The organism is Arsenophonus endosymbiont of Apis mellifera (assembly GCF_903968575.1).
Classification (GTDB): Bacteria; Pseudomonadota; Gammaproteobacteria; order Enterobacterales; family Enterobacteriaceae; genus Arsenophonus; species Arsenophonus apicola.
Map to the genome: position 1 here is coordinate 190,016 of NZ_CAJCFU010000060.1, position 13,798 is coordinate 203,813.

Consider the following 13,798-nt stretch of genomic DNA (forward strand, 5'->3'; position numbering starts at 1 on the left):
GAATAACTTAGTATTCTTTTAATAGGAACCATCAACCCACTCTATGTTCCAAGCTAATTGCTAACAATTTTTGCGCTTCTACGGCAAACTCTAACGGTAATTCAGAAAAGACATCTTTACAGAAGCCATTTACAATCATGGAAATGGCATCATCCTCACTAATACCACGTTGCAAACAATAAAAGAGTTGATCTTCACCAATACGGGATGTCGTGGCCTCATGCTCTAACTGTGCGCTACTATTTTTTACTTCGATATAAGGAAAGGTATGTGCGCCACATTCGGTACCAATTAACATAGAATCACATTGGGTATAATTTCTGGCGTTCTCTGCGGTCGGTAAAATCTTGACTAAACCACGGTAGCTATTTTGACTGCGGCCAGCTGAAATCCCTTTGGAAATGATAGTGGAATGCGTATTCTTACCAATATGGATCATTTTTGTGCCGGTATCAGCCTGTTGATTACCATTAGTTAAAGCAACTGAAAAAAATTCCCCCACTGAATTATCCCCTTGCAGAATAACACTGGGATATTTCCAAGTAATCGCTGAACCTGTTTCAGACTGCGTCCAGGACATTTTGGCATTTTCACCTTCACATAAAGCGCGTTTGGTGACAAAGTTTAAAATTCCACCGCTTTCATTCTGACCACCTGAAAACCAGTTTTGTACCGTAGAATATTTTACTTCAGCATCCTTATGAATGATAACTTCAACTACAGCCGCATGTAATTGATAACTATCTCGCACTGGAGCAGAGCATCCCTCAATATAACTAACGTAGCTGCCTTCATCAGCAATCAAGATAGTGCGTTCAAACTGACCTGTCTTAGCCGCATTTATACGAAAATAGGTAGATAATTCCATCGGGCAACGAACACCTTTTGGCACATAAACAAACGTGCCATCAGAAGCAACAGCAGAATTCAATGCAGCAAAAAAATTATCCCGATTAGAAACAACCGTACCAATATATTTTTTTACTAATTCAGGATATTGTTGGATCGCTTCACCGAAAGAGCAAAAAATAATCCCCAGTTTTGCTAATTCACTACGATAGGTTGTCGAAACTGAAACCGAGTCAAAAATAGCATCTACCGCAACCGATTTACCCTCACGTACTGGCACGCCAAGTTTATTAAATGCTTCTTCAACTTCTGCAGTTAGATAATTATTGCTATGCTCATTACCCTCGTCTGCTGATGAATCAGCATCAGTGTGGCAATTGTCATCGCAACTATTGCAGGAGGGTGCGGCATAATAACTATATTCCTGATAATTTAAATCAGGATAATAGCCTTTAAGCCAGTGCGGCTCTTCCATACCCAACCAATGTTGATAAGCTTCTAAACGAAACTGTAACATCCACTCAGGCTCATTACGTTTGGCTGAAATGGCTTTGATAACCTCTTCATTGAGGCCTTTAGCTAATTCATCCGTTGCAACCTGAGTGAAAAAACCCTCTTTATAACGATGCTCTGCTAACCATTGTTGAACATCGTCACCAATTTCTACATTACGCTGTGACATAATTTAATTCACTTAAATACCAAAGCTTTCACCACAACCACACGCGTGTTGAGCTTTAGGATTATTAAATTTAAATACTTGATTAAGTCCCTCACGAACATAATCAACCTCAGTGCCATCAATAAATGGCATTGCTTTTAGAGGCACAAAAAGTTTGGCGCCATTATTTTCAAACAGCAAATATTCTTTGGTTGGATTATCTATCAATGCAATGACATAACTAAATCCTGCACAGCCTGATTGCTTGATATTAATAGATAATCCCTGACTCGCAGGATTTTCTTTCATTAATTTACGAATTTGAGCAGCTGCTTTATCGGTCATGGTAAGGCCCTGCCAAGTTGTTTCATGTAAAGAAAAAGTATCAACATGCTCTGCCATTATTGACCTCACTAAACTAATATTTTCACTATATTACACTATGAGTGTAACTAGACTTTTTTTGCTTAATACTATATATGGTAATGATAACATTTCTCACTTCAACCATTTATTTTAAGAGGATATTTTTATTAGGGTATTTTTCCAGCAAAAAGTGGCATTTATTTTACTATTATTTGACAATTTTTAATTTATCAATAAATTTAACTTACTGATATATATTTTAAAATTAAATTAACAAGTAAATTTATATATATTCCAGTTGAAAAACAACCTGTTGTTAAACAAATTACTTTTGTTCTTAATCACAGGCAATTAAATTATTGCGGTTGTTAAACGGCATATACAGCTTAGTTTTAATTGTTCATCAAAGATTTTTATCGACCAGACCTGTTGCCGACGCCCAAGATGGATCGCACTACATACGCCACGCACTTTTCCTGAAGATACTGTTCTGATGTGGCTAGCGTTTATTTCAGTACCGACCACTTTTTGCTCTCCTTGAGTACAGAGATATCCAGCTATCGAACCTAAGGACTCAGCCAGTACTACCGAAGCACCACCATGTAATAATCCAAACGGTTGCATAGTACGCTGATCAACCGGCATTGTTGCTTCAATGCTATCATCATTGATACTTAACATAACAATTCCTAAATGGGATAACATGCTGTTATTATTCCAACTATTAATTTCTTCAAGGCTATAAAAACGTTGCCAAATCATTTAATGATCTCCAATAATGCTTGTAATGGATGTTTTATGGTTTCATTTTCATTCGTTTTACCTGGCTACGGCAGGAATAACCGGTCGCTAAACAACGTTTTTTGGGTAATTTTTGTAATCGATTTCCCCAAGATAAGGCATAAATTCCCTTTGAATTTGTCAAATGTTTAACTTCATGACCATAGGTTCCTGCCATGCCACAACAGCCAACATTTACATTGATAAGTTGACAGCCAAACTGAGCAAAAATTTTAATCCATTGCTGAACACTATCAGCGAGCAATGATATTTCGGTACAGTGACCCAATAAATACCATTTTTCAGTTGTTAACTTCGATACTACTTTTGATGCTAACGCTGTTATTAGCCACTCATTGACTAGTTTAACCTCGAAATCCCCACGTTTATTACCGAGGATCTGGCTATATTCATCGCGATAACAGAGCACTAAAGCTGGATCAATACCGACCATAGGAATTGATAATTTAGCTAAGCGATTAAGAAAATCCGCTGTCTTTTGTGCTGTTTTGGCAAAACGACTTAAATATCCCTTGATATGTAATGCTTTTCCATTAGTAGAAAATGGCAATAATATTGGTCGATAACCTAGTCTTTCAATTAAATAGATAAAATCAGCAACAACCTTAGCATCATAATAGCTGGTAAATGGATCTTGGACGATAAAAACAAATTGGCTACGCGCCTTTTGTGGTAAACTTTCTAATTGTTGCAATGACAGGGATAAGGCTGCATGCTTAACCAATTGTTGTTGTAAGCTGGGCGTAGAAAGCTGGGGAAGATCTGTTAATCCAATTACCTTGTGACTCAGAATTTGTATCCACCTTTGCTGCAATATAAAATTAAACCAGCGTGGCCGCTTTGCCATTAATGGTAAAGTTAATTCAATATTAGCTACAATATTGTCACTGATTGGTCGCAAATAACGGCTATAATAGAGCGCTAAAAATTTTGCCCTAAAAGTGGGAACATCAATTTTAACTGGGCATTGAGTTGAACACGCTTTACAAGCTAAGCAACCCGCCATCGCCTCTTTTACTTCATGGGAAAAATCATATTGTCCACACTTAGCACGCAAAGTGTGGTATAGGCGTGTTATTTTTTGTGGCCAAGGCAGTTTATAATTATTCATATCCTCACTAAATAACTTTAGATTTACTCCTTGTTTAACCTGTAGTCTTAACCACTCTCGCATTAAAGTTGCCCTTCCTTTAGGTGAATGAATGCGTTGTTGTGATATTTTCATCGAAGGGCACATTGGACTATTAACGTCAAAATTAAAACATAAACCATTGCCATTACAAGCCATAACAGATTCAAAAGTTTGCCTTATATTAATTGGGATAATGCGATCATAAGTTCCTCTTTTCACGGCATCGATCGGCTTTAAAGGAAGAGCTACATTAAGCGATGAACATATTTTGCCTGGATTTAATTGATTCAATGGATCAAATGCGGTTTTAATTTGACAGAGTATTTGATAAAGCTGGTCGCCAAAAAATTGGGCGCCGTAACTGGAGCGAAAACCTTTACCGTGTTCGCCCCATAATAAGCCGCCATATTTAAGCGTAAGTTGAGCAATTTGATCTGAAATTTGCTTCATTAATACTTCTTGCTGAGGATCACACATATCCATTACCGGGCGAACATGCAGTACGCCTGCATCAACATGACCAAACATGCCATAAGCTAAATTATTGTGATCAAGCAATGCACGAAATTCTGTAATATAATCGGCTAAATGCTCCGGTGGCACGCACGTATCTTCTACGAAGGGTATTGGTTTTGCTAATCCTTTAGTATTAGCCAACAGACCAACCGCTTTTTTTCTCATCGTATAGATACGTTCAATATCTGCTAATTGATGACATATTTGATAACCAAGGATGCCAGAATTACCTGCTAGAATTAGCTTATCCAATTGTGTGCACAAGTTGGTTAAATGCTGATTAATTTTTTCTTCGTTATCCCCACTAAATTCAACGATATTTAATGCAGATAATTTTTTTGCATCGTCATCGTTAACTAATTTACTCACTGAATGCCAGATAATATCTTGACGCGCTAAAGAGAGAATTTTAGCATCCACCGTCTCTACTGATAATGCTTTGGCTGCCAGCATAAACGGTGCATTACGTAATGCTGAATCAAATGAGTCATACTTTATATTAACTAATCGTCTTACTTTAGGTAATGGGGTAATATTTAGCTTGGCTTCAGTAATGAAAGCCAGCGTTCCTTCAGAGCCGGTTAAGATTCGGGTTAAATCAAATTGAGTCATATTATCGTCAAACACATGGCGCAAATCATAACCGGTTAAAAAACGATTTAAGCGCGGAAATTTAGCTAGAATTAGCTGTCGCTGCTGACGACAATGTTGATAAACAGTGCGATATATGCGGCCAATAGTAGATTGCTGCTGTGAAATACGCTCCGCCGACTCGACTGGCATTGGACCGGTTTCTAATACCTCGCCACTAAGTAACACCGCTTTAACACTCAGTACATGATCCGATGTTTTACCATAAACTAATGAACCTTGACCTGATGCATCAGTATTGATCATGCCACCCAAAGTAGCTCGGTTACTGGTTGATAATTCAGGTGAAAAAAATAACCGTAAGGTGCCAAAAATTGATTAAGCTGATCTTTTATCACGCCCGCTTCAACCCTAACCCATTTTTGGGCAATATCAATTTGCAAAATTTTTTGCATATAGCGCGACATATCAACCACAATACCCTCAGTCAAAGCCTGGCCATTGGTGCCAGTTCCTCCTCCTCGAGGGGTAAAGCTTAATGACTGAAATTGTTTATCACTGGCGAGTTTTGCCAATAGTTGAACATCGCTAGTCGAACGTGGATAGACAACCGCTTGAGGAAGGAGCTGATAGATACTATTATCTGTTGCCATAGATAAACGTTCAGCATAACTGGTCGTTAAATCACCGCTAAAACCTTTTTCTTTTAATATAGTTAAATACTTGGTTACCTGTTGACTGATTTGATGAGCGCGTCCTATACGTGGGATCATAATAGTAGTAACTCTTTTTAATTAGTGTTCACTTTGCATTTTATGTACTATCTTTGATTGAGAGTACATACCAGATAAAATTTAGCAATTAACATTTTGTAAACAATACAGTTTTCATTATCACCCTGCTTTTATTAGTTACAAAAACATGATTAATCATGTAATAGATAAACGATAATATCTACCCGTCATTTTTTATAATCAGGCTAATATATGGAAAAAACGCAATCCCCTAATGATTTACCCAAATTTATTTTTAGTATAATTGCTATTTTATTAATGATAACAGCATGTTTTTGGGTATTAAAACCGTTCATACTTGGTTTTCTCTGGGCAGGCATGGTGGTTATTGCAACCTGGCCATTATTTAAAAAAATTGAAAGCAAACTATGGCATAAAAAATGGCTAGCCAGTATAGCCATGACACTAATAGTAATCTTATTGTTCGTTATTCCTTTTGCAATATTAATTGGCAGCATTATACAAAATAGTGCTCCACTAATTGAATGGGCCAAGTCGCCAACTGAAATAAGATTACCTGAATTATTGTGGTTAAAAAATCTCCCCTTGATTGGTAATAAACTCTTTTATGGTTGGCATACCTTAGTCGCTAATGGCGGTAATACATTAATTGCTAAACTACAACCGTATGTTGGAGAAGCAACCAGTTGGTTCTTAGCCCAAGCCATTAATGCCGGGCGCTTTATGTTCCATCTTATCGTAATGTTACTATTTAGTGCATTACTCTATCTAAAAGGGGAAAGTGTGATATTAAATATCCGACATTTTGCTATTCGCCTGGCAGGTACACGAGGTGATACCGCTATTGTGCTTGCAGGTCAATCAATTCGTGCCGTTGCGTTAGGTGTCGTTGTAACCGCATTAATCCAGGCGATTACCAGTGGTATTGGTTTAGCTTTAGCAGATATTCCTTACGCCGCAATATTAACAATTCTTATCTTTGTATGTTGTGTTGCCCAACTTGGTCCTTTATTGATTATGGTACCCTCCATAATATGGTTATTCTGGTCAGGCGACACCAGCTGGGCCATTATTATGATTGTATGGAGCATAATTGTCGCAACAATGGATGGTGTACTACGTCCAATCTTAATAAAGATGGGGGCAAATTTATCAATGATCCTGATCTTAATTGGCGTTATTGGTGGAATTTTATCATTCGGTGTGATTGGTCTTTTTATTGGCCCGGTAGTTTTAGCTGTCTCACATAATTTACTAACCGCCTGGATAAATGAGGTCGCGAGACCAACTAAATTATTAAACAATTTAAACAAATCTAATTTATATAAGAAAGATCCTTAAATAAAAAAGATTGACTTAATTAATATACTTGTTAATCATTATAGTTAAATTATTTAAAAATTGCTCCGCTAAAAATTTGCCAAAATATCGATAAATAGAGCGTAATTAAATTCGATTAATTTTAACATTAGTATGATTAAATAATAATCTTATATAATTATACTTGAAAGTAAAATTTTTATTGAGATAATTCTTAGTGATTAAACCTTAGAGTTATCTTAATCTAATGCTTATAGATTAACCTCTTTATGAATTATTGGTTTCAATTATTTTTAGCGTCATTATGCAATATAAAAATGATAAAACCTATCGAATATTGCTGTGTGTAGTCTTTGCCTGTCAGCCCATGATAGGCTTTTTTTTTCTATAGCAGTCAATAATATCCATTTTAATTAATTGATTTATAATGATATTATTCGGTTGCGTTTATCAAGTCTTAAGAGCGACTTTTATAAGTAAGATACTTATCGATAAATATTCATATTTTTAATTAAGCCTGACAAATATTGATTATTAATAAAACATACATAAACTTTACTTGTTATTCATTTCCCATTTATTGACTAGCCAATACCATATATTATTATTTGATTTCTATTATATAACAGCGAATAAAACTTATTCTATTTCATAATCTGGTCTGTCATCAGACCAGTCATAATTAAACATATAATTTACAAAATTAAACTATGTTTTATTCTTTAACGTCACTGGATATAAATAAAATAGTAAAAATAACCTAAAGTTAACAATAAATAAGTGAATAAAAAATCATGAAAATCAAATAAGAGTTTTGAGCGATAGCTACTGACTATAATATAAGCAAATATAAAATGTTATTCAAAAAATAACATTTTATTATATAATTGAATTTAGATTAAAAAACATATTTATTATCTATTATACCGTTCAATATATGAATAAAAAGCTATAAAAAACTAATAAAAATAACTGATTATTCTAATATCCTCTAAAACGATAATTACACTTTATAAAAATTATTTATATTTTTTCAACTATCCTTTATGAGAATAATTCTATTTGATTGTTTTTAAAAAAATTTTTGTAATTAATTATCATTATTTCACTTTATTACTGTTTATCTGAAGAGGAAAAAACTTGATTAACAACAAGACAATAATGATAATAATTATCATTACCATTATTTGGTTATACCTCTTCGATATGAACACACTCAGCCAAAGTAATCTATTTATTATGAATAAAATCAGCCAAAGTAATCTGCTTAATTCAGATGTTAAGCAAATATCAACTCCGGTAATTAATACCATTAATAGCCAACATTTATTAAATCAAAAAGGAATTGCGAATATCTACCATCAAGGCGAAATTTATCAATTACGCCAGACTAGAACAGGTAAATTGATATTAACTAAATAGAATTTATTTAACGCCAAGCCACCTAATGACTATCAGGCAGCCAACGTTTAGATCTACTATAATTATAGGAACGGATACTATGGATCTCAAGCAAAAAACTGCCTTAAAATCAATTAATTATATTAAGCATTCACTATATGGTGTACCTTGTATCATTGGACTGATCATTTCGCAACAATCCTGGTCAAAATCAGACGACAAAACCATTATCATATATGCGGATAAAGCTATGCAAAATATCTCTACTACCGCTAAAACATATACTGTCATTGATACTAATCAGCCAAAATATCAATATGCAACTGATGCATTAGATTTATTAAAAAAAACACCAGGAATAAGTCTTTCAGGCATTGGTAGTACAAATGGGCAAACTTTAAATATGCGGGGCTATGAAAGAGCTGGGGTTCTCATCACCATTGATGGTATTCGGCAAGATATTGATGCCGGCACAATCACGGGCACATTTCTTGACCCAATGTTGGTAAAAAAAATCATTACCATACATGGTAGCAATAGTTTACAGCATGGTAGTGGGGCATTGGGTGGGACGATTGCCTTAAAAACGGTTAATGCACAAGATTTGCTGGCACCAGAACAATCTCATGGTGCTATTTTGACATTAAGCCGTAGCCATAACGATCAGGGATATCAATATGGTAGTTTACTTTTTGGTAAAACTCACCAAGTTGATGAATTAATAGCATTTAGTAGACGAGCTAAAGGCTCCTTTCATTTAAGTGATGGCTCAGTTCCCTATAATAAGGAGGATATTTACAGTTTACTTGGTAAAGCAAACTGGATGATTACGCCGTCATATACAATTTCAGCTCAATTACGTTATTATAAAAATGATGGAATACAGCTTAAAAACCCAGAAATTGTCGAACCCAGCAAGTACAAAAATAGCCATTACGATCGTAATACTAGCCAACATGATATTCAATTAACACAGAAAATTTATCCACTTCAAGCAGAAAATTGGCTTATAGATTGGGATCTTTACTACAGTAAGGTGATAATCGAACAAAAACCCATTAGTGAGTGTGATGAGGAAAAACGCTCGCTAATTAGCAAAGGGAGCAAGATAACTAACTATTTTATCTGGGATCATGATCAGTTAGCGGCTCACCATTTCAACATTGGTAGCGAATTTAATCAACAACAGCAAGAGGCTAATGAACAAGCGGATTTCTTTCCACCAGCAACATTACGTAATATTGCAGTCTGGTTAGAGGACGAAATCCGATTAAACACCTTGCCTATCACATTTTCTATTGGCACCCGTTACTCTAACTATAGAAATGATAGTGATAAATACGGTAGCAATCAGAATTCTCAATGGACATCGCGTGGCGCAGTTAGCTTTACTCCAACAAACTGGCTGGAACTTTTCAGCTCTTATGCTGAAGGCTACAGAACACCTAGCTTAAATGAAATTTATAATGATTCCAAACACTTCGCGCGGGATTATTTCAAACCAAACCCGAATTTGCAACCTGAACGCAATCAGACAAATGAATATGGAATAAGCTTACAGTTTGATAATAAGTTACTAACTAATGACCGCTTACAATGGCGAACAGCCCTTTTTGATACTAAAGCAACTAACTACATCAAGACTGAAGTCTATGGCCCTATTCCACCGTTAGGGAAAACAATAAGCATTAATACACCCTCTGTGGTCATTCATGGTATCGACAGTAGTCTTAACTATACCACGCCTTGGTTTAATGCTGTGCTAGCTTACAATCACACTCATGCTAAAGACACCATAACAGGCATGAGCATTTCATCAATTCGACCAGAAAGTTTAACCGCTTCATTGGATGTACCGCTGGCTAATAGCGGTTTTTTCTTAGGTTGGGTTGGCCAATTTGCCGCCAAAACCAATCGTTCTGGCGATCGCAAAACCGGTAAAGATAAATATTCGCAACCTATTATGCAACAAGCGGGGTATGGTGTTAATGATTTTTATATCCGTTATCAAGGTGATGGTAAGTTATCAGGCATAGATACCACCCTATCATTAACCAATGCATTTAATAAGTCATATAGCTCATCATTAGGTGTTCCACAAGAAAGCAGGAATATACATTTTAAAATAAATTATCGCTGGTAATTATTTTTATTATGCCTACTACTAAGTCATGAGTAATTGATTACTTATTTTACTCATGACAATTAATTTTTATGGCACTCTCTCGCTTTATCCGTTCAAAATCTTGTCATAAATAGGTTATTTAGTGCAAAAAATAAACAAAACAGCAAAAATCAGACAATCTACAGCAACAAGAGGTTTATAGAGCCAAAGATTTCTATTTAAGCTATTAGTGCTAGCAAACAGGATTTTAGGTTAACAGACGAGTGAGAGGTAATAATTTATGCCGATGTTTAGCATCAGGCATAGCAGGTTAATGATAGCAATAAAAATATATGGATCTACACAATATACATAATAAGGAAATGAAAGTATGAACGATTCACTTTATAACCGCTACCAGCAAGTAAAACAGCAAAGTAACCTACAATCGATTGCAGAAGTGGCTAACCATTTAAATGTGACAGAAGCAGAATTAATCTACGCGTGTGCTAATGCTGATGATGCTAAACGGTTAAATGTAGATACAGCACTATTATTACCTGAACTGGCCAATTTAGGCGAAATAAAAGCAATTACAGCTAATAAATATGCTACTCACATACATATTGGTGAGTTTAAAAACGTTCGTTTAACCCAGCATACGGGTATTGTACTCAATCCCAAAGAGCTTGATTTGCGTATATTTCTTGATCATTGGGCAATTAGCTTTGCCTTAACTGAGACATCTTGCGATAATATCAAACACAGTATACAGTTTTTTGATTATTATGGTAATGCCATCCATAAGCTCTACGCCACTGAAAAAACCAATATGGCTGTTTGGTATAAGTTGATTAATCAATATCAGATGACCACAAACCCACCGTTAAATTTGCGTCCTGTTTCTACTCATCCACAACCACCACAAATTAACGAAACGGTAAAAAAACAACTAGAAACCGATTGGCGTAACATGACAAATATCCATCAATTTTTTCAACTATTACAAAAATATAATGTAAAACGACAACAAATCTTCGCCGCAGTCAGCGACGAACTAGCTTATCAAGTTGATAATCATTCTCTCTACAAAATTCTGCATACAGTCTTTAATCAGCAAAATGAAATTATGATCTTCGTTGGTAACCTGGGTTGCATACAAATATTTACCGGATGCATTCAAAAACTGGCAGCTTATCATGACAAACAAAGTGCACTACAAAAAATTAATGTTTTAAATCCAAAATTCTCCCTCAATGTAATTGAAACTGGTATTGCTAACAGTTGGGTAACGCGCAAACCAACTAAGGATGGTATCGTGACCAGCCTGGAAATTTTTGATCATCAAGGTAATCAAATCATTCAATTATTTGGTAAGCGTAGAGAAGGAGAACCTGAACAATTAGATTGGCAGAAGCAAATTTCAACCTTAACAAAAATATAATGCCAGGAGTTAAACTTAAAATGAAATTATGGCTTCTCTCAATTATCATATCTTTACTTATCCCCTATTCTCAAGCGAATGAACGCATTATTACGCTTGGGGGCGACATCACCGAAATTATCTTTGCCCTTAATGAAGGAAAACAGGTTATTGCTCGCGATAGTAGCAGTCGTCAACCAGACTCGGTATTAAAGCTGCCAGACGTCGGTTATATGCGTATGTTAAATGCGGAAGGCATTTTATCGCTACAGCCAACATTGATTTTAGCAAGTGAACAAGCTAAACCCGAATTAGCCCTAAAACAAATACAACGAACAGGCGTTAAGATAGTAAAAGTAACAGGAGCTCCTACACTGGCAGCCATACCAGAAAAAATTCGTACCATAGCTCATACAATTAAGCAACCCCAAAAAGGAGAAGCGCTCATCAATAAACTTAATGAGCAATTGTCATTGATTAATACCGCTCCTATACAACAAAAAATCCTTTTTATATTCAGCCATAATGGAACTGTGCCTCTTGTTGCCGGTCAACGCACCGCAGCAGATAGTATTATTTCGACTGTCGGTGCCCAAAATGCACTGCAAGGTTTTAACGGCTATCTTCCTCTCTCTCAAGAAGCAATTATTGCCAGTCAACCCGATTGGATTTTAATTACCATTGAAGGTATTCATTCCTTAGGTGGAATAGAAAAAATCTGGCGATTACCCGGTATTAATATGACACCTGCCGGCAAAAACCAGGCATTACTCATCGTTAATGATTTAGGGCTTCTCGGATTTGGATTATCAACGCCGAGTGTTATGAAACAAATACGCGATGCTTTGGAAAAAACCAATAAAAAAACCAATAAATGATGAAACAATTCGCTTATCCAAAATCGGTATTATTAATTCTATTTTGTCTTGTTATTTTAATTGTCTTACTGGCGGCAAATGTGGGTGCTATGTCTTTGTCGTTTCATTCACTTTGGCAACTACCCTTAACGGATAATCATTGGCAAATTTGGCTAACTATTCGCTTACCCCGTATTTTATTGGCATTATTAGTCGGCTGCGCATTAGCGGTTGCGGGTGCTATTATGCAAGGGCTATTTCGTAATCCATTAGCCGATCCCGGCTTACTTGGCATCAGTAGCGGAGCAGCTCTTAGCGTTGCGCTTTTTATTGTTCTTCCCTTGCCTATTTCTTCACTGTTAAGTGATTATGGTTATCTGGTGGCGGCTTTTGTTGGCAGCTTTATCGTTGCAATAGTTATTTTTTCATTAACGCATTATTCAAATGGCCATTTAACGAAATTACTTTTATCGGGCATCGCGATTAATACCTTATGCGTATCTTTCATTGGTCTTCTTAGCTACCTTAGCGATGATCAGCAGTTACGTAGCCTGACACTATGGATGATGGGCTCTTTAAGTCAAAATAATGCTGCCATTGTAACCATTGCCGCTACCATCATTAGCCTTACCATGCTTATGGTCTTACAACAAAGTATGAAACTTAATTTATTACAATTAGGCGATGAAGAAGCACATTATCTCGGCTTAAAAGTAAAAAAAACCAAGTTTATACTTTTAGTACTGAGCTCTCTTTTAATTGGTTGTGCAGTCGCGTCAAGTGGTATAATTGGGTTTATTGGTTTAGTCGTCCCACATCTTATTAGAATGACATTTGGCGCCAATCATAAATGGTTATTACCTGCTTGCGCTTTAGCCGGCGCCGTTTTACTACTTACTGCTGATACCCTCGCTCGTACCTTAGCCACACCGGCAGAAATTCCAGTAGGCTTAATTACCGGGTTAATTGGTGCCCCCTATTTTCTCTATCTTATTTTAAAACAGCCACAAGGTTAGTGACAA

The 13,798-nt window shown here is 35.9% G+C and carries 9 protein-coding genes and 1 pseudogene; 6 read left to right on the forward strand and 4 right to left on the reverse strand.

Translation table 11 applies throughout. The features are described from left to right. Positions 1-31: 31 nt before the first annotated feature. The 4 genes and pseudogenes from sufB to ydiJ form a co-directional block, all read right to left on the reverse strand. Positions 32-1,531 (reverse strand): Fe-S cluster assembly protein SufB, encoded by a 1,500-nt coding sequence (sufB, locus tag H1X92_RS09940; RefSeq protein ID WP_180559988.1) that lies wholly within the window; start codon positions 1,529-1,531, stop codon positions 32-34. 12 nt (positions 1,532-1,543) lie between these two features. Further along, entirely contained in the window at positions 1,544-1,915 is a 372-nt protein-coding gene (gene sufA / locus H1X92_RS09945; RefSeq protein WP_180560083.1) for a Fe-S cluster assembly scaffold SufA, read from the reverse strand. Positions 1,916-2,227: 312 nt separating this feature from the next. Then, positions 2,228-2,638 (reverse strand): hotdog fold thioesterase, encoded by a 411-nt coding sequence (locus tag H1X92_RS09950; protein WP_180559989.1) that lies wholly within the window; start codon positions 2,636-2,638, stop codon positions 2,228-2,230. Further along, positions 2,635-5,689, reverse strand: a pseudogene (gene ydiJ / locus H1X92_RS09955) (D-2-hydroxyglutarate dehydrogenase YdiJ). The gene H1X92_RS09950 and the pseudogene ydiJ overlap by 4 nt, the downstream one beginning before the upstream one ends. A 213-nt stretch (positions 5,690-5,902) precedes the next feature. Between ydiJ and ydiK the strand changes: the two are divergent. The 6 genes from ydiK to H1X92_RS09985 all read left to right on the forward strand — a co-directional run bounded on the left by ydiK (position 5,903) and on the right by H1X92_RS09985 (position 13,792). Further along, on the forward strand, positions 5,903-7,012 hold the full coding sequence (ydiK, locus tag H1X92_RS09960; RefSeq protein ID WP_180559990.1) for an AI-2E family transporter YdiK: 1,110 nt from the start codon (positions 5,903-5,905) through the stop codon (positions 7,010-7,012). A 1,218-nt stretch (positions 7,013-8,230) separates the two neighbouring features. Next, positions 8,231-8,413 (forward strand): hemin uptake protein HemP, encoded by a 183-nt coding sequence (gene hemP, locus H1X92_RS09965; RefSeq protein ID WP_225507404.1) that lies wholly within the window; start codon positions 8,231-8,233, stop codon positions 8,411-8,413. Positions 8,414-8,492: 79 nt separating this feature from the next. Continuing rightward, positions 8,493-10,535 carry a TonB-dependent receptor domain-containing protein gene (locus tag H1X92_RS09970; protein WP_180559992.1) on the forward strand — a complete coding sequence of 681 codons (2,043 nt, stop codon included), beginning with the start codon at positions 8,493-8,495 and terminating at the stop codon, positions 10,533-10,535. Positions 10,536-10,887: 352 nt separating this feature from the next. Continuing rightward, positions 10,888-11,940 carry a hemin-degrading factor gene (locus H1X92_RS09975; protein WP_180559993.1) on the forward strand — a complete coding sequence of 351 codons (1,053 nt, stop codon included), beginning with the start codon at positions 10,888-10,890 and terminating at the stop codon, positions 11,938-11,940. A gap of 20 nt (positions 11,941-11,960) precedes the next feature. Beyond that, positions 11,961-12,797 carry a heme/hemin ABC transporter substrate-binding protein gene (locus tag H1X92_RS09980; RefSeq protein ID WP_180559994.1) on the forward strand — a complete coding sequence of 279 codons (837 nt, stop codon included), beginning with the start codon at positions 11,961-11,963 and terminating at the stop codon, positions 12,795-12,797. Further along, positions 12,797-13,792, forward strand: coding sequence for a FecCD family ABC transporter permease (locus H1X92_RS09985; protein WP_180560084.1), 996 nt, complete (start codon positions 12,797-12,799; stop codon positions 13,790-13,792). Before H1X92_RS09980 ends, H1X92_RS09985 begins: the two co-directional genes overlap by 1 nt. The last annotated feature ends 6 nt before the right edge of the window (positions 13,793-13,798 follow it).